The sequence below is a fragment of the Nocardioides eburneiflavus genome, from assembly GCF_004785795.1.
GTDB classification, from domain to species: domain Bacteria; phylum Actinomycetota; class Actinomycetes; order Propionibacteriales; family Nocardioidaceae; genus Nocardioides; species Nocardioides eburneiflavus.
The window spans coordinates 4,633,574-4,653,944 of record NZ_SRRO01000001.1 but is presented as its reverse complement, the minus strand read 5'-3'; the positions used below and the strand labels follow the sequence as shown (position 1 = coordinate 4,653,944).

19 protein-coding genes are annotated in these 20,371 nt (G+C 73.3%); 17 read left to right on the top strand and 2 right to left on the bottom strand.

Annotated elements, in window-relative coordinates:
• Positions 1 to 70: 70 nt before the first annotated feature.
• From EXE59_RS21875 to EXE59_RS21830, 10 genes are all read left to right on the top strand, one after another.
• Complete coding sequence (locus EXE59_RS21875) at positions 71 to 1,723, top strand: DAK2 domain-containing protein (RefSeq protein WP_135840788.1); 1,653 nt, start codon at positions 71 to 73, stop codon at positions 1,721 to 1,723.
• 17 nt (positions 1,724 to 1,740) lie between these two features.
• Positions 1,741 to 3,948, top strand: coding sequence for an ATP-dependent DNA helicase RecG (locus tag EXE59_RS21870; protein ID WP_135840787.1), 2,208 nt, complete (start codon positions 1,741 to 1,743; stop codon positions 3,946 to 3,948).
• A 37-nt stretch (positions 3,949 to 3,985) separates the two neighbouring features.
• On the top strand, positions 3,986 to 4,555 hold the full coding sequence (gene rsmD, locus EXE59_RS21865) for a 16S rRNA (guanine(966)-N(2))-methyltransferase RsmD (protein WP_135840786.1): 570 nt from the start codon (positions 3,986 to 3,988) through the stop codon (positions 4,553 to 4,555).
• A gap of 40 nt (positions 4,556 to 4,595) precedes the next feature.
• A complete protein-coding gene (gene coaD, locus EXE59_RS21860; protein ID WP_135840785.1) occupies positions 4,596 to 5,081 on the top strand; it encodes a pantetheine-phosphate adenylyltransferase in 486 nt (161 codons plus the stop codon).
• Positions 5,082 to 5,178: 97 nt separating this feature from the next.
• Positions 5,179 to 5,757 (top strand): YceD family protein, encoded by a 579-nt coding sequence (locus EXE59_RS21855; protein ID WP_246056987.1) that lies wholly within the window; start codon positions 5,179 to 5,181, stop codon positions 5,755 to 5,757.
• A 46-nt stretch (positions 5,758 to 5,803) separates the two neighbouring features.
• The gene (rpmF, locus tag EXE59_RS21850; RefSeq protein ID WP_129454709.1) at positions 5,804 to 5,989 is read left to right on the top strand and encodes a 50S ribosomal protein L32; all 186 of its coding nucleotides are present in this window, start codon (positions 5,804 to 5,806) and stop codon (positions 5,987 to 5,989) included.
• Entirely contained in the window at positions 5,944 to 6,699 is a 756-nt protein-coding gene (gene rnc, locus EXE59_RS21845; protein ID WP_135840783.1) for a ribonuclease III, read from the top strand. The genes rpmF and rnc overlap by 46 nt, the downstream gene beginning before the upstream one ends.
• A 3-nt stretch (positions 6,700 to 6,702) precedes the next feature.
• Positions 6,703 to 7,560: a bifunctional DNA-formamidopyrimidine glycosylase/DNA-(apurinic or apyrimidinic site) lyase gene (mutM, locus tag EXE59_RS21840; RefSeq protein ID WP_135840782.1), complete on the top strand. Its 858-nt coding sequence runs from the start codon at positions 6,703 to 6,705 to the stop codon at positions 7,558 to 7,560.
• 96 nt (positions 7,561 to 7,656) lie between these two features.
• On the top strand, positions 7,657 to 7,851 hold the full coding sequence (locus EXE59_RS21835; protein WP_135840781.1) for a hypothetical protein: 195 nt from the start codon (positions 7,657 to 7,659) through the stop codon (positions 7,849 to 7,851).
• 82 nt (positions 7,852 to 7,933) lie between these two features.
• On the top strand, positions 7,934 to 9,253 hold the full coding sequence (locus tag EXE59_RS21830; RefSeq protein WP_135841468.1) for an MFS transporter: 1,320 nt from the start codon (positions 7,934 to 7,936) through the stop codon (positions 9,251 to 9,253).
• On the opposite strand, the gene EXE59_RS21825 is transcribed toward EXE59_RS21830, so the two are convergent.
• Positions 9,248 to 10,135: a class I SAM-dependent methyltransferase gene (locus EXE59_RS21825; protein ID WP_210429097.1), complete on the bottom strand. Its 888-nt coding sequence runs from the start codon at positions 10,133 to 10,135 to the stop codon at positions 9,248 to 9,250. The two genes, EXE59_RS21830 and EXE59_RS21825, sit on opposite strands and share 6 nt — an antisense overlap.
• Positions 10,136 to 10,225: 90 nt before the next feature.
• On the opposite strand from EXE59_RS21825, the gene EXE59_RS21820 reads away from it, so the two are divergent.
• From EXE59_RS21820 to EXE59_RS21810, 3 genes are read left to right on the top strand one after another with little or no spacing between them, the layout of a single operon-like run.
• Positions 10,226 to 11,587, top strand: a complete 1,362-nt coding sequence (locus EXE59_RS21820; RefSeq protein ID WP_135840779.1) for an FAD-binding oxidoreductase — start codon at positions 10,226 to 10,228, stop codon at positions 11,585 to 11,587.
• Between the two features lie 22 nt (positions 11,588 to 11,609).
• Positions 11,610 to 12,716: a pyridoxal-phosphate-dependent aminotransferase family protein gene (locus EXE59_RS21815; RefSeq protein ID WP_135840778.1), complete on the top strand. Its 1,107-nt coding sequence runs from the start codon at positions 11,610 to 11,612 to the stop codon at positions 12,714 to 12,716.
• Between the two features lie 55 nt (positions 12,717 to 12,771).
• A complete protein-coding gene (locus EXE59_RS21810; protein ID WP_135840777.1) occupies positions 12,772 to 14,316 on the top strand; it encodes an LVIVD repeat-containing protein in 1,545 nt (514 codons plus the stop codon).
• Positions 14,317 to 14,332: 16 nt separating this feature from the next.
• On the opposite strand, the gene EXE59_RS21805 is transcribed toward EXE59_RS21810, so the two are convergent.
• Positions 14,333 to 14,962: a sensor domain-containing protein gene (locus EXE59_RS21805; RefSeq protein WP_135840776.1), complete on the bottom strand. Its 630-nt coding sequence runs from the start codon at positions 14,960 to 14,962 to the stop codon at positions 14,333 to 14,335.
• Positions 14,963 to 15,094: 132 nt separating this feature from the next.
• On the opposite strand from EXE59_RS21805, the gene smc reads away from it, so the two are divergent.
• The 4 genes from smc (at position 15,095) to EXE59_RS21790 (ending at position 20,368) form a co-directional block, all read left to right on the top strand.
• Positions 15,095 to 18,655, top strand: a complete 3,561-nt coding sequence (smc, locus tag EXE59_RS21800) for a chromosome segregation protein SMC (protein WP_135840775.1) — start codon at positions 15,095 to 15,097, stop codon at positions 18,653 to 18,655.
• Complete coding sequence (locus EXE59_RS21795) at positions 18,652 to 19,110, top strand: acyl-CoA thioesterase (RefSeq protein WP_135840774.1); 459 nt, start codon at positions 18,652 to 18,654, stop codon at positions 19,108 to 19,110. Before smc ends, EXE59_RS21795 begins: the two co-directional genes overlap by 4 nt.
• 103 nt (positions 19,111 to 19,213) lie before the next feature.
• On the top strand, positions 19,214 to 19,390 hold the full coding sequence (locus tag EXE59_RS23980) for a hypothetical protein (RefSeq protein ID WP_168218635.1): 177 nt from the start codon (positions 19,214 to 19,216) through the stop codon (positions 19,388 to 19,390).
• A 66-nt stretch (positions 19,391 to 19,456) separates the two neighbouring features.
• On the top strand, positions 19,457 to 20,368 hold the full coding sequence (locus EXE59_RS21790) for a class I SAM-dependent methyltransferase (RefSeq protein ID WP_135840773.1): 912 nt from the start codon (positions 19,457 to 19,459) through the stop codon (positions 20,366 to 20,368).
• Positions 20,369 to 20,371: the final 3 nt, after the last annotated feature.

Genomic DNA, 20,371 nt, shown 5'->3' with positions numbered 1-20,371 from the left:
CTGTGGCGCGCACCACATCGTACGACCGCAGCGCACGACAGATGGCACACACCGGGAGAGCACCGACGCAATGGAGCACGTCACCCACGGCATCACGCTGGACGGCGTCGCGCGCTTCGTCGAGATCGCGACCGACGCCCTGTCCTCGGCCCGCGAGGAGATCGACGCGCTCAACGTCTACCCGGTGCCCGACGGAGACACCGGCACCAACATGTTCCTCACCGTGTCCGCCGCCCGCGACGCGCTGCGCGAGGCCCGCACGGCAGACCCCGACCTGTCGCTCGGCGACGGCATGGCGGTGCTGGCGCGCGCCGCGCTGATGGGTGCCCGGGGCAACTCGGGCGTGATCCTGAGCCAGATGCTGCGCGCCTACGTCCGCCACCTCGCCGGCGCCGCGATCGAGGACCGGCCGGCCGAGACCATCGCCGCGGCGATGGCGGAGGCCACCGAGGCGAGCTATGCGGCGGTCGGCACGCCCGTCGAGGGCACCATGCTCACCGTGTCGCGGGCCGCGTCCGACGCGGCCCTCGAGGCGGCCGGTCGCGGGGTCCGCACCCGCGACGTCTTCACGGCGGCTGCGGCGGCCGCCCGCGCGGCGCTCGCACGTACGCCCGAGCAGCTCGAGGTGCTGGCCCAGGCGGGCGTGGTCGACGCCGGCGGTCGCGGGCTCTGCGTGGTGCTCGACGCCGTCGAGACCACGGCCACCGGACGTCGACCGACCCCGTGGTCGCCCCCGATCGGCACCCACCAGATCCCCGTGGCCGCGGCGGTGCCGAGCGACGACCTCACCCCGGACGGTCCGGGCTACGAGGTGATGTACCTCCTCGACGCCGGCTCCGACGGCGAGGACGAGGCGATCGCCACGCTCCGCGACACCCTCGCCGGCCTCGGCGACAGCCTCGTGGTGGTCGGCGGCGACGGCCTGTGGAACGTCCACGTCCACGTCGACGACGTCGGAGCCGCGATCGAGGCCGGCATCGTGGCGGGCCGCCCGCACCGCATCCGGGTGACGCACTTCGCCGAGCAGGTCGCCGCGAGCCGGCAGCGGGCCTCGACCCGGAGCGGTCGCCGAGTGGTCGCCGTCGCGGCCGGCCCCGGCCTGACCGCGCTGTTCGAGTCGGCGGGCGCCGTCGTCGTGCCGGGCGGCCCGGGCCAGCGCCCCTCGACCGGTCAGCTCCTCGAGGCCATCACGGCGTGCGGCGCCGCCGAGGTGGTGGTGCTGCCCAACGACGGTGACACGATCCGCGCGGCCGAGATCGCCGCAGGCACCGCCGAGGCGGAGCTCGACGTCTCGGTCGAGGTCATCCCCACCCAGGCCCAGGTGCAGGGACTGGCCGCGATCTCGGTGCACGAGCCCGGCCGCGCCTTCGACGCCGACGTCCGCGAGATGACCGCCACCGCACGCCATGCCCGCCACGGAGCGGTGACGGTCGCCGCCCGCCGTGCCATCACGATGGCCGGTCCGTGCGAGCCCGGCGACGCGCTCGGCGTCGTCGCCGGGGACTTCGCGGTGGTGGGGTCCGACCTCGACGTCGTCGCCACCGACGTCCTCGAGCGGCTGCTCGCCGGCGGCGGGGAGCTCGTGACCATCGTGTCCGGCGAGGGCGGGGCCGAGCTCGCCGACCGCCTCGCGGCGCACGTCGAGGAGCGCCACCCCACGGTGGACGTCGCCGTCCACGAGGGCGGCCAGCCGCGCTACCCGCTGCTGGTCAGCGTGGAGTGAGCGGCTAGGAAGTCACCATGGTCGCGATCACGCCGGACAGCCCGATCGGGGCGGTCTTCGGCAACCACCACAAGAAGCGCAAGCTCGCCGAGGATGGCCTCGGTCTGGCCACCGTCGGCGACCTGCTGCGCCACTTCCCGCGTCGCTACGTCGCCGCCACCGAGCTGTCCGAGGTCGCCACGCCGACCGTGGGGGAGCAGCTGACGATCGTCGGCGAGGTGCGCTCGTGCGAGAGCGCCTCCTTCTTCAGCGGCAACCGCCGCCAGTTCCGCACGACCGTGCGGCTGCGCACCGACGGACCCGACTTCTCCGTCACCCTGTTCAGCCCCTACCAGAGCCTCGCCGACAAGCACGAGGCCGAGTTCCGGCCGGGCTGCCGCGCCATCTTCACGGGCAAGGCCAAGCAGTTCCGGGGCAGCTGGCAGCTCGAGCAGCCCCACGGGTTCGCGCTCGACGGCCCGGAGGCCGCCACGCTCAGCAAGCTCATGCCGGTCTACCCGCTCACCGCGAAGCTCTACACCTGGGACATCCAGAAGGTCGTCACCGCCGCCCTCGAGCTGGTCACCGGGGTACCTGACGTCCTCACCCCCGAGCTCCGGGAGCGGTTCGAGGTGCTCGACGTCATGCAGGCGCTGCGCTGGATCCACGCCCCCGACGAGTGGAGCCAGCTCGGCGCGGCGCAGAAGCGCTTCCGGTTCGAGGAGGCGCTGGTGCTGCAGCTGGTGCTCGCCCGCCGTCGCGCCGCCCACCGTGCCCAGGGCGCCCGGGCGCGCGTACGCCGCGACGACGGCCTGCTCGCGGCGTTCGACGCGCGGCTGCCGTTCGAGCTCACCCGCGGCCAGCGCGAGATCGGCGACCTGGTCGCCGACGAGCTCGGCCGCGACCACCCGATGAACCGCCTCCTCCAGGGCGAGGTCGGCTCCGGCAAGACCCTCGTCGCCCTGCGGGCCATGCTCCAGGTGGTCGACGCCGGGGGCCAGGCCGCGCTGCTCGCCCCCACCGAGGTCCTCGCCCAGCAGCACCACCGGTCCATCTCCGCGATGCTGGGCGACCTCGCGCAGGGCGGCATGCTCGGTGGCGACGCGCACGCGACCCAGGTCGTGCTCCTGACCGGGTCGATGGGCAAGGCCGCCCGCCAGGAGGCGATGCTCCGGCTCGTCACCGGCGAGGCCGGCATCGTCGTCGGCACCCACGCGCTGCTCGAGGACAGGGTCGAGCTCGCCGACCTCGGGCTCGTCGTCGTCGACGAGCAGCACCGCTTCGGCGTGGAGCAGCGCGCTGCCCTGACCGACAAGGCCGGCAGCCCGCCGCACGTCCTCGTGATGACCGCGACCCCGATCCCGCGCACGGTCGCGATGACCGTCTTCGGCGACCTCGAGACGTCCGTGCTCGCCGAGCTCCCGGCCGGTCGGGCGCCGATCCAGACCAACGTCGTCCCTCTCGCCGACCAGCCGACCTGGATCGACCGGGTGTGGCAGCGGGTTCGCGAGGAGGTCGCGAAGGGACACCAGGTCTACGTCGTGTGCCCCCGCATCTCCGGCGACGCGCAGGAGGAGGGCGAGAGCGACCAGCTCGACCTCGACGACGAGGGCAGGGAGATCGCGCCCAGGCGGTCCCTCGCTGCGGTCGAGGAGGTCCACGCCGAGCTCTCGTCGGGTCCGCTCGCCGGGCTGCGCACCGCCGTGCTGCACGGCCGGATGCCGCCCGACGACAAGGACCGCACGATGCGGGCCTTCGCCGGGGGCGACATCGACGTGCTCGTCGCCACCACCGTCATCGAGGTCGGTGTCGACGTGCACAACGCGACCACGATGGTGCTGCTCGACGCGGACCGGTTCGGAGTCTCCCAGCTCCACCAGCTGCGCGGTCGTGTGGGCCGTGGCGGGCTCCCCGGCCTGTGCCTGCTGGTCTCCCACGCGGAGCTCGGCTCCCCGGCGCGCGACCGGCTCGACGCGGTCGCCGCGACCACCGACGGCTTCGAGCTGAGCCGCGTCGACCTCGAGCAGCGACGCGAGGGCGACGTGCTCGGCGCCAGCCAGTCGGGGTTCCGGTCGGGGCTCGTCACACTTCGGGTATTGCGCGACGAGAAGACGATCGTCCGTGCCCGTGAGGCCGCCGAGGCGCTACTCTCCGAGGATCCTGCGCTCGCCCAGGCGCCCGACCTCGCCGCAGCCGTCGCCGAGGTCGAGCGCTCGGCGGCGTCGGCCTACCTGGACAAGGGCTGAGAAGAGACGGGCACGGAGAAGGGCTGAGCACGGGGACATGACGCGGATCATCGGGGGAACGGCCGGCGGGCGTCGGCTGGAGACGCCGCGCGGCCAGACGACCCGGCCGACGAGCGACCGTGTGCGAGAGGCGCTCTTCTCGGCGATCGAGTCGCGCACGGGCTCGCTCGACGGGCTGCGGTTCCTCGACCTGTACGCCGGCTCGGGCGCGGTCGGCCTGGAGGCGTGGTCACGGGGCGCGGGCGTGGTGACGATGGTCGAGCAGGACCGGCGTACGGCTGCGCTCATCTCCCGCAACGCCGCGGCACTGGGCTTCTCGCGCGCCCGAGTCGTGGCCGCCTCCGTGGCCGCCTTCCTCGCATCGCCTCCCGCGGCGCCCTACGACGTCGTCTTCTCCGACCCGCCCTACCCGATGTCCGACGCGGACGTCGACGCCGACCTCGGCGCCCTGGTCGCCCATGGGTGGCTGGTCCCGGGAGCACTCGTGGTGGTCGAGCGCGCCGCCAAGAGAACTGTCGTCACCTGGCCGGGCGGCATCGAGGAGGACCGCACGAAGCGCTACGGCGAGACTGCCCTTTGGTACGGTCACGCCACCCCGGCACCCTGAACCTCCACCCTCGGGAGCCCCTGATCGAAGGGAGTCCAGCGTGCGTCGCGCTGTCTGCCCCGGGTCGTTCGACCCGGTGACCAACGGCCACCTCGACATCGTCGGCCGGGCCGCCAAGCTCTTCGACGAGGTCGTCGTCGCCGTCGGCGTCAACATGAGCAAGAACCGGCTCTTCACCCCCGACGAGCGCATCGCGATGCTCGAGGAGGCCACGGGCGACCTCGCCAACGTGCGCGTCTCCGGCTTCGACGGCCTGATCGTCGAGTTCTGCCGCCAGATCGAGGCCGTGGCCATCGTCAAGGGGCTGCGCGGGGCCGGCGACTACGAGTACGAGCTCCCGATGGCGCAGATGAACTCCCACCTCACCGACGTCGAGACCGTGTTCCTCCCCGGTGCCGTCGGCAACGCCTTCGTGTCCTCCAGCCTGATCAAGGAGGTCGCGGCCCTCGGCGGCGACGTACGCGGGCTGGTCCCCGAGGCGGTCCGCGGGCAGCTCGTGGCGCGGCTGGCGGAGCGCTCGTCCTGATGTCCGGGCGGTCCCGCCCGTCACTCGTTTTGCCCCTGTGCCCGGGCGGCGGATACGATTCCGAGGTTGTGTTGGTGTCCAGATGTGGGAGTTCGCAGTGAACAGCCTGGACCCGAGGGCGCCGCTCGTGCTTGATACCCGCGAGCTCGGCCGCCGCCCGGGGTCCCAGCGTGAGCTCGAGCTCTCCGTTCCGGCACCAGCAGAACTTGGCATCGAAGTCCTCAGTGTCCCCGAGGGATCGCCGGTCGAGCTCGACCTGCGGCTCGAGGCGGTCATGGAGGGAGTGCTGCTCACGGGCACGGCCACGGCCGGGCTCGCGGGGGAGTGCGTACGGTGCCTGGAGCCGATCGAGGACGAGGTCCACGTCACGCTCCAGGAGCTCTACGTCTACCCCGACCAGCACGACAGGGCCGCGGAGCACGACGACCGCGACCTCGACGACGAGACCAGCCGGCTCGAGGACGACCTGCTCGACCTCGAGCCCCTGCTGCGGGACGCGGTGGTGCTCGCACTGCCGTTCCAGCCGCTGTGCATGGACGATTGCCCGGGATTGTGCACCGAGTGCGGTGCGCGGCTCGCGGACGACCCGGACCACTCGCACGACGCGCCGATCGACCCGCGCTGGGCAGGACTCCAGCAGCTGCAGGCAGACACCAAGCAGGACCCACACGACTGACCACCTCGCCGGGAGCCCCCGGTGGAGCAAGCAACAGGAGACAACCATGGCTGTTCCCAAGCGGAAGATGTCGCGCAGCAACACGCGCCACCGCCGTTCGCAGTGGAAGGCCGTCGCGCCGACCCTCGTGACGTGCGCCAACCCCGCCTGCGGCTCCAAGCACCTCCCGCACCGTGCGTGCGGCCAGTGCGGCCAGTACGGCGCCAAGGCCGACCGTCGCCAGGTCCTCTGACCACCGACGAGCTCCGCGCAGCGCTCGGTGATCCGGTCCTGGATCCCGAGCTGCTGCAGCGTGCCCTGACGCACCGCTCGTTCGCCTACGAGAACGGGCAGATCCCGACCAACGAGCGCCTGGAGTTCCTCGGGGACTCGGTGCTCGGGGTCGTGGTCACCGAGACGCTCTACCGCGCCCATCCGGACTTCTCCGAGGGCCGGCTGGCCAAGCTGCGGGCCGCGGTCGTCAACGCCCGCGCCCTGGCCGACGTGGCCCGCGAGATCGGGCTCGGCCAGCACATCATGCTGGGCCGCGGCGAGGAGACGACCGGTGGCCGCGACAAGGCCTCGATCCTCTCCGACACCGTCGAGGCGGTCATCGGCGCCATCCACCTCAGCGGCGGCATCGACGAGGCCGCCAAGGTGGTCCACCGGCTCTTCGACCCGGTGATGGAGGCCGCCGCGTCCATGGGTGCGGGTCTCGACTGGAAGACCTCCCTCCAGGAGCTCTCCGCCGACCTCGGCATGGGTGTCCCCGAGTACCTCATCGAGGACGACGGCCCCGACCACATGAAGACCTTCGTCGCACGCGTCCGCGTCGGCGAGCAGCTCCTCGGCAACGGCACCGGCCGCTCCAAGAAGGAGGCCGAGCAGGGCGCCGCCGAGACCGCCTACCGCGAGATCAAGGCCGCGCTACCCGCTGCCGAGCAGGCCGCGGCCGACGCCTGACCCGTGCCCGAGCTCCCCGAGGTCGAGGTCGTCCGCGCCGGCCTCGAGCGCCACGTCGTCGACAGCACCATCGAGTCGGTCGACGTGCTGCACCCCCGACCCGTACGCCGCGACCACCGCGGCTCGACCGGCTTCGTCGCCGCGCTCGTCGGGCACCGCATCGTCGCCGTCCGCCGCCGCGGCAAGTACTTCTGGCTCCCGCTCGGGAGCGGCGACGCCCTCCTCGGCCACCTCGGGATGAGCGGCCAGATGCTCCTCCACGCGCCCGGCGCCGCCGACGAGCGGCACCTGCGCGTGCGGTTCACCCTGCGCACCCCCGACGGCACCGCCCTGGAGATGCGGTTCGTCGACCAGCGGATGTTCGGCGGCCTGGTCGTCTCGGCCGGCGGAGCCGACCTGCCGACCGAGATCGCGCACATCGCCCGTGACCCGATCGACCCGGACTTCGACGACGACGAGTTCGTGCGGCGCGCGCGGCGGCGTACGTCCGCGATCAAGCGGCTCCTGCTCGACCAGGGGCTCATCTCCGGCGTCGGCAACATCTACGCCGACGAGGCCCTCTGGCGTGCGCGGCTGCACGGCGAGCGACCGGGGGACCGGCTCACCGGCCCCGTCCTGCGCGGGCTGCTCGGTCACGTCCGTGACGTCATGGGCGAGGCGTTGGCCCAGGGCGGGACGTCCTTCGACGCGCTCTACGTCAACGTCAACGGCGAGTCCGGCTACTTCGACCGCTCGCTCGACGCGTACGGACAGGAGGGCGAGCCGTGCCGCCGCTGCGGCACCCCGATCCGTCGGGTCGCCTTCATGAACCGCTCGTCCTACTTCTGCCCGCGCTGCCAGCGTCCTCCCCGTGCACGCTGACCCGCGCCCCGCATTGACCGCGGCCCGACGCGGTGGGACTCTTGTAGACGGCTGGTTCGCCGGCCGGTCGATCCACACTTTCTCGAAAGGTTCCCCATGGCCAAGGCGCTGTTGGGTCATCTGAACAGCGATGCACGGACCACGACGGCCCTCGCCGTCGAGAACCGGCGGCTCCGGCGTCGTGTCGAAGACCTCGAGGCGCTGGTCCTGCGCCTGCAGGCCGACAACGACCGGCTCGCCGCCGCGGCCCGCGACGAGCAGCTGACGGTCGAGGACCTCCAGCCCGTCTGAGCCCGGACCCGGGCCCCGCACCCCGGCCCGACCCGATATCGCGGTGCGGTCCCCCGCGCGGCATGCGTACGCTCAGGTGCTTGTGACCCCTTCGAGACGGCCGCGGGGCGGCCTCCTCAGGACGAGCCGCCTCGTCGAGACCGTCTTCCCCGCCCGGCTCGGCACCGGCTTCCGCTGGCTGGTCGGGTCGTCGTGGGTGACCAACCTCGGCGACGGGATGCTCATCGCGGCGGGGCCGCTGCTCGTGGCCTCCCAGACCCGCAACCCGGTCCTGGTCTCGGCGGCCATGCTGGCCCTGACCGCGCCGTGGCTCGTCGTCGGGCTGCTCGCCGGGGCCCTGGCCGACCGCCTCGACCGACGCGTCGTGATGATGACCGCCAACGCCGTGCGCGGCCTGGTGCTCGCCGGCCTGTGCGGCACGATCGTCACCGGGGACGTGAACATCGCCGTCGTGCTCGTGTCGATGGTGGCACTGGGGACGGCGGAGACCTTCGTCGACGCCACCGCCGGCACGCTGACCCCGATGCTGGTCGACAAGCGTGACCTGGGCATCGCCAACGCCCGGCTGATGACCGGCATGATCACCGGCAACCAGCTCGTCGGGCCCGCGGTCGGTGCACTGCTGTTCTCGGCGGGCATGGTGTGGCCCTTCGCCCTCACCGTCGTCTGCATCGGCGTCGGGGTGGTGCTGGTGTCCCGGATCGGTACGCCGCCGGGCGCCGTCCGCGCCGACGTGGACACCCACATCCGGCAGGACATCGTCGACGGGGTCAGGTGGCTGATGGGCAACCCGCCGGTGCGCACCCTGGCCATCATCATCGTGGTCTTCAACGTCACCTGGGCGGCACCGTGGTCGGTGCTGGTCCTGTGGGCGCTCGAGCGCGTCGGCATCGACGAGGCGGGCTTCGGGTTGCTGACCACGGCCGCCGCGCTGGGCGGGCTGCTGGCCACGTCCTCCTACGGTCGTCTCGAGCGGCTGGTGCCGCTCGCCACCCTGATGCGGACGGTGCTCCTGGCCGAGGTGCTGTTCCACCTCGCCATGGCACTGACGACCTCGGCGTGGGCGGCGTACCCGCTGATGTTCTTCTTCGGCGCGTACGCCTTCGTGTGGGGCACGCTGTCGCAGGCGGTCCGTCAGCGCGCGGTCCCGAGCGAGCTGCAGGGGCGCGTCGGCTCGGTCTACATGATCTGCGTCATGGGCGGCATGCTGGCCGGCTCGCTGCTCGGCGGCGTCATCGCGCAGGTGTGGGGGCTCACGGCGCCCTGGTGGTTCGCCTTCGTCGGGTCAGGCGTCACCCTGGCGGTGGTCTGGCGTTCCCTGGCGCAGATCGCCCATGCCGACGAGGCAGCGATCGGGAGCGCGGCCGCGGGGGTCGTGGACGGACGCCCCCCGGAGTCATGAGCCGGCCGGTCGGGTCGCCACGGTGCACCGGATGTCGGTCCACCACGTCAGCGTCCCGTCCGCCGCGCGGCGTCGGAGCTCGGGATCGACGTCGGACCGTGCCCGGTCGAGCAGCCCGCGCGACTCGAGCCGCTCGAGCAGGGCCCGCAGCCCGGCGGACCAGATCCAGGCCCACCACTGCTCGACGTCGGCGTAGTCGACCCGGATGCGCACCGTGGAGGTCGTCGGGGCGGTGAAACCGTGGTCGAGGAGGACGGCGTGCATGGCCTCCACCGACGAGAACGGTCCGGGCCGGTCGTCCTCGCCGTCCTCGTCATCCTCGACGCCGGGGGCCGTCGTCGGCGACGCGGGGGCGAGCGCCTGGAGTCGGTCGGTGACCTCGTCCCACGAGTCGTCGCTGTCGCCGAACCAGGTGAAGCCGAAGCGCCCCGCCGGGCGGAGCACCTCGCGCACCCGGTCGAACGTGCCGTGCAGGTCGGGGAGGAAGAACAGCACGAGGCCGGCCTGCACCACGTCCCACGGTCCGGGGGGCGGACACTCGGCGTCGCCGGCGCGCACCTCGAGCCACGGCAGGTCCGCGGCCAGGGCGTCCAGCGCGGTGAGCATCCCGGGGGCGAGGTCCGTCGCGAGCACGTGGCCGGTCGGACCCACGGCGTGCGCGGCAGGCAGCGCGGAGGCCCCCCGGCCGCTCCCGAGCTCGAGGACCGCCTCGCCGGGACGCGGGTCCGTACGCCTCACCAGCTCGGCCGCGACCGTCGCGAAGAAGTCCACGCCCACCTGGTCGTAGGTCGCGGAGGCGCGGTCGAAGATGCCCGCGACGCGGGCCTTCTCGCGCTCGTGCTCGCTGGGCCCCTGGGTCGCCTCCTCGATCGTTTCGCTCACCCGACGAGCGTGACAGCCCGTACCGGGCGCCGTCGAGCCCCGCCGTCGAGCCCCGCCGTCCGGCTGTCCCGGCCGTGCCACGATGGCGGGATGGAAGCCCTCGCGGAGCTCGTCGACTCCCTGCCACCCGGCGTCGTCGCCACCGACCCGGCCACGACCGAGGGCTACCGCCACGACTGGTCGCGGGACACCGGCGCGGGCACCCCGGTCGCGGTCGTCCGCGCCGAGGATGCCGACCAGGTGCAGGTGGCCGTCAGGTGGGCGGCGAAGCACCGGGTGCCGGTCGTCCCGCGAGGAGCGGGCTCGGGGCTGTCCGGCGGCGCCAGCGCGGTCGACGGCGGGATCGTGCTGAGCCTCGAGCGGATGCGGGCGATCGAGATCGACCCCGACTGCCAGGTCGCGGTCGTGGAGCCCGGCGCGTTCAACGCCGAGGTGAAGGCCGCCTCCCGCGAGCACGGCCTGTGGTACCCGCCGGACCCCTCGTCGTTCGAGATCTGCTCCATCGGGGGCAACGTCGCGACCAACGCCGGCGGCCTGTGCTGCGTGAAGTACGGCGTGACCACCGACTACGTCCTCGGCCTCGACGTCGTCCTCGCGGACGGCACCCTCGTGACCCTCGGTGGCATGCGGATCAAGGACGTCGCCGGCCTGTCGCTGGTCAAGCTCTTCGTCGGCTCAGAGGGGACCCTCGGCATCGTCACCCGCGCCATCCTGCGCCTCGTCCCGCTGCCGCTCCCGGCAGCCACCCTCGTGGCGTCCTTCGCCTCCGTGGCCGACGCCGCACAGGCGGTCGTCGCCGTACGCCGCACGCTGCGGCCCTCGATGATGGAGCTGATGGACCAGGCCTCCATCAACGCCGTCGAGGACCACTCGCCGCGGGGCCTCGACCGCGCCGCGGGGGCGCTGCTGGTGGTGCAGTCCGACGCCCCCGGCGATGCCCGGGTGGCCGAGATCGCGACGGTCGAGGCGGCCTGCACGGCCGCCGGCGCCACCGAGGTCGTGGTCACCGACGACCCGGAGGAGGGCGAGATGTTCGTCGCGGCCCGGCGGGCGGCGTTCCCCGCGGTGGAGGCGCGCGGCGCCCTGCTGCTCGAGGACGTCGGGGCGCCCGTGCCGCTGCTCCCTGACCTGCTCGCCGCGGTCGCGGAGGTGGCCGCACGCCACGACGTGGAGATCCCCACCGTCGCCCACGCCGGGGACGGCAACACCCACCCGATCATCGTCTACGACGCCGCCGACCCCGACTCGGAGCGTCGCGCGCGGGCGGCGTTCGACGACATCCTGCGCGCCGCGATCCGGCTCGGCGGCACCATCACCGGCGAGCACGGCGTGGGCCGTGCGAAGAAGGTGGCGCTGCCCGAGCAGCTCGGCGACGACGTGATGGCGCTGACCCGGCGGATCAAGGACGCGCTCGACCCGCTGGGCATCCTCAACCCGGGAGCGGTGCTGTGACGACCCCGCTAGGTTCGCTCCCATGATCCGCGAGCGCCACCTCTTCGGTCCCGGTCCCTCCAACCCCTACCCGGAGGCCACCCGCGCCCTGGCCGAGCCCCTCCTCGGCCACCTCGACCCGGAGTTCCTCCGGATCATGGACGAGACGTGCGACATGCTGCGCACCGTCTGGGGGACCGACAACGCCCGTACGCTCCCGCTCAGCGCCACCGGCTCCGCCGGCATGGAGGCGGCGTTCGTCAACACGGTGCACCCCGGCGACGTCGTCGTGGTCGCGGTCAACGGGCTCTTCGGCCAGCGGATGACCGACGTCGCCGCCCGCTGCGGGGCCGAGGTCGTCGCGGTCGAGCACGACTGGGGGCAGCCGGTCGACGTCGACCGCGTGCTGTCCGCCCACCCCTCGCCGGCGATCGTCGCGGCGGTCCACGCGGAGACGTCCACGGGCGTACGCTCCGACATCGCGGCCCTCGGTGCCGGGATCCGGTCCCGGGGGAGCGACGCGCTGCTGCTCGTCGACGCGGTCACGTCCATCGGCGGCATCGAGCTGCGCGCCGACGACTGGGGCGTCGACATCGGCTACGCCGGCACGCAGAAGTGCCTCGGCGTCGCCCCCGGCCTCGCGCCCTTCACCATCAGCGACCGCGCCTTCGACCGCCGGGTCGAGAAGCCGCGATCGTGGTACCTCGACCTCGGCATGCTCGGCGGCTACGTCGGCGAGGCGGGCGTCAGGGGCGGCCAGCGGACCTACCACCACACCGCGCCGACGGCCATGGTCGCCAGCCTCCACGCCGGGCTGACCCGCATCCTCGAGGAGGGCCTCGACGCGGTGCGCGAGCGCCACCAGTCGGCCGGCGACGCACTGCAGGCCGGGCTGGAGGAGCTGGGCCTCGAGCTGTTCGCCGCCGCGGGCAGCCGCCTGCCGGAGCTCACCACCGTCAAGGTCCCCGACGGCGTCGACTCGGCAGTGGTCCGCAAGGAGCTCCTCGAGACGCACGGCATCGAGATCGGCGCCGGCGCCGGGGCGTACGCCACGAGCGTGTGGCGCATCGGCCTGATGGGCCCCAACGCGCGTCCCGACGCGGTGCTGCTCGTGCTGGCGGCGCTGGAGGACGTGCTGGGACGAGCCTGACCCCGGGCCGGTGACCGGGCCATAACCCCCGCGCCTCACGGGTCGTTGCACGGGCATGCGCCCCGCCACGTTCGTACGCCCGGTCGTCGCCGGCGTCCTCGTCCTCGCCCCGGTCCTGACCAGCACGGCCGCCCACGCCCACGGTGACCGTGAGCGGGCCGAGCGGATGGCGGAGGCCTACGACGCGGGGCTCACCGTGCCGTTCGTCGCCTCGCCCAACGTCCGCCTCGCCGCGGTGCGGCCGGGCAGCGCCGGGATCTCGGGGTGCTTCCTGCACTCCGCGCCCTACTTCGTGATGTCGGGGCTCGACGACGTCACGGTCTACGACGTGAGCGACCCGGTCGCCCCGCGCGAGGTCGGCTCGATGCCGAGCGCCCAGTTCGAGAACGAGGCCATGAACTGCGGCGAGCGGAAGGTCTCCCGCACCCGCACCGACCGCTTCGCGATGATCGGGGTCGACCTCTACCAGGCGTCACCGGACGACCTCGAGCACGTCAACGACCCGGTCACCGGCGACTACGAGCTGGTCGTCGTCGACGTCAGCGACCCCACGGACCCGCACGTGCGTTCGCGCGTCGCGTCGACGACCAGCACCCACACCGTCACCTGCATCGACGGCACCGACTGCCGCTACGCCTACTCCGCCGGCGACGACTCGGAGGTCGCCGGACAGGGCAGCTTCTCGATCTTCGACCTCACCGACCTCGACGCCCCGGCCGAGGTCGACAGCGATCCCGGCACGCCCGGCACCCAGCCGTTCCGCTCGGACGCCGTCGGCTGGGGCGGGCACAAGTGGAACGTCGACGAGGCCGGCTTCGCGACCCACACCGGTGCCGGTGGGTCCTACGTCTTCGACGTGCGGGACCCGCTGAACCCCCGCGAGGTCGCCGACACGGGTGCTGCGGGCGACTCCGCCCGTGACGGAGCCGTCAACCACTACAACGACTTCATCCACCACAACAGCTTCCGGCCCAACGCGAAGGCCTTCCGGCCCGACGCGCCGCCGTCACTGGCCAACGGCAACGTCCTGCTCGTCACGGAGGAGGACTACGAGGACCCCGACTGCTCGACCGCCGGCTCGTTCCAGACCTGGCACGTCAAGCGCCTCGACGGCTCCGAGTGGTCGATCGTGCCGCTCGCCAAGGTCGAGCTCGCCGACCTCGGCACCTACCCGGTGCCGGTGGGCGCCTTCTGCTCCTCGCACTGGTTCGACTTCCACCCCAGCGGCATCGCCGCCGTCGGCTTCTACGGCGGTGGCACCCAGCTGATCGACGTCACGGACCCGACGAACCCCGTCAGCCACGGCTTCGCCACGTGGGGTGCCTCGGAGGTGTGGGACTCGATGTGGGTGCCGGTCTACAACCGCAAGGGCGTCGCCACGTCCCAGAGGACCAACCTGGTCTACTCGGTCGACCTCGTGCGCGGCCTCGACGTCTACGTCGTCGACGTGCCGGGTGACGGCATCGGCACCCTGCCGTCCGTGGAGGCGCCGGCCGGTCTCACCGGCGCTGCGACGGTGCCCGGGACCCTGCTCGGCGGCAGCATGGTGGTGGCGCTGCTGTTGCACCGGCGGCGCCGGCACCCCGGCGCCCACGCCTGAACGATGCCCGTACGGCTCAGCCGAGGCGCTCTGCCGCCAGCTCCCCGAGCGTGACCACGTCGTCCTTCGGGGGACGTACGTCGGTGAAGCTCACGTCGAGGACCGACACGGTGCGACCGACGCGGACCGCCAGCACCCGGCGCCAGTCGGCGGAGCCGCGCTGGAACCAGCCGATCAGCATCCCCGCGGACTGGTCCCCCACGCTCGGGGGGAACCAGGCGCGGTTCTTGAGGCGGACGGCGCCGCCCTCCCCGTCGTCGGTGTCGACGTCACCCACGCATCGCTTGCTGAAGAAGCGGTAGCGCTGGAGGAGGTCCTTCGCCTCCCGCACGGAGGCGAAGCGGACGACGTTCTGGTCGATGAGCGACACGGACCTGCGGCGGACGCTGGGGGAGACGCTGCCCAGGATCCGACTGGTCCCGCGGACCAGCAGGTCCTGGTCGTCGCAGCCGCGCGGGGCGAAGAGCGGGGAGCGCAGCACGATGCGCGAGGGGTCACGCATGTCGGGATAGGCGACCAGGTAGTCGGCGGACGTGAGCAGGTGGTCGCGGGTCACGGGCGACGGCGCCGAGACCGCCGGTGAGGGGGCGAGCAGCGCCAGGACGAAGACCAGGACGGAGACGGGAGCGAGGGCGGTCGCGCGCATCGCCCCAGCATGGCGGCGTGCCACGCCGGCGCGCAACGGCCTCGTCGTGGGCATCGACGGGTGCCGGTGTCGTAGGGTGAGCGGCGCTGAGCTTCCCCAGTCGTCAGTCTCCCTTCCGGTGAGGAGCCCGCGTTGTACCTGAAGAGCCTGACCCTCAAGGGGTTCAAGTCCTTCGCCTCCTCGACGACCATGCAGCTCGAGCCGGGCATCACCTGCATCGTCGGCCCCAACGGGTCGGGCAAGTCCAACGTCGTCGACGCGCTCGCCTGGGTGATGGGCGAGCAGGGCGCCAAGAGCCTGCGCGGCGGCAAGATGGAGGACGTCATCTTCGCCGGTACGTCCGGCCGTCCGCCGCTGGGCCGAGCCGAGGTGCAGCTGACCATCGACAACTCCGACGGCGCACTGCCGATCGACTACGCCGAGGTCACGATCAGCCGCACGATGTTCCGCAACGGCGGCTCCGAGTACGCCATCAACGGCAGCGGATGCCGGCTGCTCGACGTCCAGGAGCTGCTCAGCGACTCCGGCATCGGCCGGGAGATGCACGTGATCGTCGGGCAGGGCCAGCTCGACTCGATCCTGCACGCCACCCCCGAGGACCGCCGCGGCTTCATCGAGGAGGCTGCGGGCGTCCTCAAGCACCGCAAACGCAAGGAGAAGGCGCTCCGCAAGCTCGACGCCACCGACGGCAACCTGACCCGGCTCGCCGACCTCCTGTCCGAGATCCGCCGCCAGCTCAAGCCGCTCGGGCGCCAGGCCGAGGTGGCGCGGCAGGCGCAGACGGTGCAGGCCGACGTGCGCGACGCTCGGGCCCGGCTCCTCGCCGACGACCTGGTCACCGCCCGTACGGCCCTCGAGTCCGAGCTGGCCGACGAGTCGGTGCTGCTGGAGCGGCGCGAGGAGGTCGAGGCGGCCATCGCGACCGGGCGCGAGCAGGAGGCCCGGCTGGAGGCCACCCTCCGCGACGACCTGCCCAGGCTGGCGGCCGCGCAGGAGACGTGGTTCGCGCTGTCGGGGCTCAAGGAGCGGCTGCGCGGCACCGCGTCGCTCGCCGACGAGCGGATCCGCAACGCCGCCGGTGCGTCCGAGGGCGATACCGTGGACTCCGGCCGCGACCCCGACGACCTCGAGGCGCAGGCCGAGCGGGTACGCCGGCAGGAGGCGGAGATCGCCGAGCAGGTCGAGGCCAACCGGGCAGCGCTCGACGCCGCGGTCGTCGCCAAGCGTGCTGCCGAGGAGGCTGCCGCCGAGGAGGACAAGCGGGTCGCCGGGCTCCAGCGCGCCGCCGCCGACCGGCGCGAGGGCCTGGCCCGCCTCACCGGCCAGGTCAACGCGCTCACGTCGCGCTCCGAGGCCGCCGACGCCGAGATCCAGCGGCTCACCGAGGCCCGCGAGGAGGCCGTCGCGCGTGCCGAGCGGGCGCAGCGCGACTTCACCGCACTGGAGACGAAGGTCGCCGGGCTCGACGCCGGCGAGGAGGGCCTCGACTCCGAGCACGAGGACGCGGTGGCCGCCCTCGACGAGGTCGACGAGCAGCTCGCCCGGGCCCGTGAGGACTCCCAGCAGGCTGACCGCGACCGCGCGGGGCTCGTCGCCCGGCGCGACGCCCTCGAGCTCGGCCTCAACCGCAAGGACGGCGCGGGCGCCCTGCTCGCCGCGACCGACAAGGTCGGCGGCCTGCTCGGCTCGGTCGCTGCGCTGCTCGACGTGGACCACGGCTACGAGACGGCCGTCGCCGCCGCACTCGGCACCGCCGCCGACGCGGTCGTGGTCACCGACCCCGACGCCGCGATCGACGCGATCGGCCACCTCAAGGACGACGACCTGGGCCGCGCCGGGCTGGTGCTCGGCGGGGCGCCCGCGACCGACCGCGACTGGCCCGGCCTGCCCGACGGCGTCGCCTACGCCGTCGACGTGGTCTCCGCACCCGACGACGTACGACCCGCGCTGGTGCGGCTGCTGCACAAGGTCGCCGTCGTCGACGACCTCGACGCCGCCCGTGGGCTGGTCGAGGAGCTCCCCGACGTCGTGGCGGTGACGCGCGAGGGTGACCTGCTCGGCGCCCACTTCGCGGCCGGCGGGTCCACCAGCCAGCCGAGCCTCATCGAGATCCAGGCAGCTGTCGACGAGGCCACCAGCAGGCTGGCCGAGGCCACCGCGACCTCGGAGCGGCTCGGCTTCGAGATCTCCCGGCTGGAGGCCGCCCGCCACGACGCGCTCAAGCGCGTCGACGTGGCCCTGTCCAAGCTGCACGAGTCCGACGCGACCCTCGCCGCGGTGGCCGAGGAGCTCGGCCAGTACGGCTCCGCGGCCCGCGCTGCCAAGGGCGAGGCCGAGCGGCTCGAGCGCGCCATCAGGACCGCACGCGAGGCGCGTGAGAAGGATCTCGCCGGCCTGGCGGAGCTGCAGGCCCGGCTGGCAGCCGCCCAGGACGTCGACGAGTCCGACGACGAGCCCGACACCGCCGAGCGCGAGCGACTCGCCGAGGCCGCGCGTGAGGCGCGGCAGGGCGAGATGGACGCGCGGCTGGCGCTCCGTACGGCCGAGGAGCGGGCCCGCGCCCTGCACGGTCGCGCCGACTCGCTCCTCCGGGCAGCCCAGGCCGAGCGGGAGTCGCGGGCGCGCGCCGCCGAACGGCGTCAGCGGCTGATCGAGGAGGGGCGTGCCGCGCAGGCCGTGGCGGTCGCCGTACGCGTCGTTCTGCACCAGCTCGAGCGGTCGGTGATGCTCGCCGCCGACGAGCGCGCCGCCGTCGAGGAGTCACGCCGGGGGAGCGAGGAGCAGCTGATGACGGTGCGCACCCGGCTGCGCGACCTCGGGCGCGAGCACGACGAGCTGGTCAGCTCGGTGCACCGCGACGAGATGGCCCGCACCCAGCAGAAGATGCGCATCGAGCAGCTAGAGGAGCGTGCGCTCGAGGAGCTCGGCCTCGACCCCGACGGCCTCGTCAGCGACTACGGCCCGACCACGCTCGTCCCGTTCAGCGGCGAGGTGCCCGAGGGCGAGGAGCCGCCGGAGCCGACCGCCTTCGTGCGCGAGGAGCAGGTCAAGCGGCTCCGGACCGCCGAGCGCGCGCTGTCCATGCTCGGGCGGGTCAACCCGCTCGCGCTGGAGGAGTTCTCCGCGATGGAGGAGCGGCACAAGTTCCTCACCGAGCAGCTCGAGGACCTCAGGCGCACCCGCAAGGACCTCCTCGACATCGTCCGCGAGGTCGACGCCCGGGTCGAGCAGGTGTTCACCGAGGCGTACGCCGACGTGGAGAAGGCCTTCGACGCGACCTTCGCGCGCCTCTTCCCGGGTGGTGAGGGTCGGCTGGTGCTCACCGACCCGAGCGACATGCTCGCGACCGGCGTCGAGGTGGAGGCCCGCCCGCCCGGCAAGAAGGTCAAGCGCCTCTCGCTGCTCTCCGGCGGCGAGCGCTCGCTGGTGGCGGTGGCGTTCCTCGTCGCGCTCTTCAAGGCGCGACCCTCGCCGTTCTACATCCTCGACGAGGTCGAGGCGGCCCTCGACGACACCAACCTCGGCCGGTTGCTGGAGATCTACGAGGAGCTCCGCGAGAACTCCCAGCTCCTCGTCATCACGCACCAGAAGCGCACCATGGAGGTCGGCGACGCGCTCTACGGCGTCACCATGCGTGGCGACGGCGTCTCGGCGGTCATCAGCCAGCGGCTGCGCGACGCGGAGCCTGCATGAACGACCGTCCCGCCAGGCCCACGCGCGCCGACTACGTCGCGTGGCGCACCGCCACCACCCGGTGGCGCGACGACGACGCCTACGGCCACCTCAACAACGCGACCTACTACGAGCTGTTCGACACGGCGGTCAACGCCCACCTCTACGAGGCCACCGGTCTCGACGTACGCGCGCTGCCGCAGATCGGGGTCGTCGCCGAGACCGGGTGCCGCTACTTCCGCGAGATCGGGTTCCCCGAGCCGATCGAGATGGGCCTCGTCGTGGACCGGGTCGGCACCAGCTCGGTCGTCTACCGCATCGGGCTCTTCCAGGGACGCTCGGACGAGGCGGCGGCCGAGGGCCGGTTCGTCCACGTCTACGTCGACAACTCCCGCGGCGCGGGGGACCGCCCGGTGACCCCCGTGCCCGACGTCGTGCGCGCGGCGGTCGTACCCCTGCTTCGCCCCGAGGGGTGAGCGTCCTCACCCCGACGCGCCGCAGGTCGTCGCCGGTTCTCCCCATGCCCCGCCGGTGTGGCACGGTGGACGGGACCCGACCGGCCCACCTCGGAGGAATCCCGTGCTCGCGATCGTTGTGATGATGACCCTCGGCGTGCTCGTCGCCGTCGGCGTCGGCGTCTATGTCGCCTACCCCCACCGTGGCGAGGAGATGCCCGTCGCGCCGCAGCTCGGCAACGCCATGCGCAAGGGCGTCGACGCCCTCCCGACGCTGGCGGACTCGGAGTCCCGCGTCTGACGGACCCCGGACCCCGATCCGGCGCGCCACCCCACGGCGGGGTCGCAGAGGGCTAACGTGCGGGGCGTGACCGGCTCACGCCACGACGTGCACAGGGCCTACTGCGCGGCCTGCGGGACGAGGGTGTCCCGGCAGTTCCGCCCGGGGCCGGACGGACGCCCGGACGCCAAGTGCCCGCGCTGCGGGAGCCTCGAGCGGCACCGGTTCCTGTCCCTGCTGCTCGGCTCGCTCGGACCCGACCTGCGCGACCTCGACACCGTGGTCGAGATCGCCCCGTCGCGCCAGTCGACGCCCCTGATCGACCGGCTGGGCGCCCGTCGCCGGGTGCGCCTCGACCTCGGGCACGACAAGCGTGAGGTCGACGCCCTCGCCAGCCTCACCGCGCTGCCGCTGCGCGACGCGTCCGTCGACCTGCTGGTCTGCTACCACGTGCTCGAGCACGTCCCGGACGACTGCACCGCCATGCGCGAGATCGCGCGCGTGCTGAGCCCGCGGGGGATCGCGCTGCTCGAGGTGCCGATCAGGATGGGTGTGGCGACGGAGGAGGACCCGCTCGCCGCGCCCGAGGACCGGGTGCGCCGCTTCGGGCAGGCCGACCACGTGCGGTGGTACGGGGACGACTTCGACGACCGGCTCGCCGCGGCGGGCCTGTCCTCCGTACGGGTCACGCCGCCCGCCCTGGTCGGCGAGGCCGCGGTGTCGTGGTTCCGCCTGATGGCGCACGAGGTGGTGTGGGTCGCGCGACCAGGGCAGGCCTGCGGGACCCCGGTGCTGCCCGGCAGCGGGTCCGGCCTGGCGGCGGCCTTCGACGCGGTGCTCGCGGACCTTGCGCGGACGGAGGCCCGCCTCGCCCGGGCACGTACGCGGGCCGAGCGGCTGGCCGCCGAGCGCGACGCCCTGCGGGCCCGGCTGGCGGGCGGACAGCCGTCGGCGGAGCACCCGATGCTCACCCGCCTGCGTCGTGCCGCGCACCTCTGATTG

Excerpts from the sequence above, each read along its gene's own strand:
- EXE59_RS21875 (WP_135840788.1), top strand. The coding sequence starts at position 71 with ATGGAGCACGTCACCCACGGCATCACGCTGGACGGCGTCGCGCGCTTC.
- EXE59_RS21870 (WP_135840787.1), top strand. The coding sequence starts at position 1,741 with ATGGTCGCGATCACGCCGGACAGCCCGATCGGGGCGGTCTTCGGCAAC.
- rsmD (WP_135840786.1), top strand. The coding sequence starts at position 3,986 with ATGACGCGGATCATCGGGGGAACGGCCGGCGGGCGTCGGCTGGAGACG.
- rpmF (WP_129454709.1), top strand. The coding sequence starts at position 5,804 with ATGGCTGTTCCCAAGCGGAAGATGTCGCGCAGCAACACGCGCCACCGC.
- EXE59_RS21835 (WP_135840781.1), top strand. The coding sequence starts at position 7,657 with ATGGCCAAGGCGCTGTTGGGTCATCTGAACAGCGATGCACGGACCACG.
- EXE59_RS21820 (WP_135840779.1), top strand. The coding sequence starts at position 10,226 with ATGGAAGCCCTCGCGGAGCTCGTCGACTCCCTGCCACCCGGCGTCGTC.
- EXE59_RS21815 (WP_135840778.1), top strand. The coding sequence starts at position 11,610 with ATGATCCGCGAGCGCCACCTCTTCGGTCCCGGTCCCTCCAACCCCTAC.
- EXE59_RS21810 (WP_135840777.1), top strand. The coding sequence starts at position 12,772 with ATGCGCCCCGCCACGTTCGTACGCCCGGTCGTCGCCGGCGTCCTCGTC.
- EXE59_RS21805 (WP_135840776.1), bottom strand. The coding sequence starts at position 14,962 with ATGCGCGCGACCGCCCTCGCTCCCGTCTCCGTCCTGGTCTTCGTCCTG.
- EXE59_RS21795 (WP_135840774.1), top strand. The coding sequence starts at position 18,652 with ATGAACGACCGTCCCGCCAGGCCCACGCGCGCCGACTACGTCGCGTGG.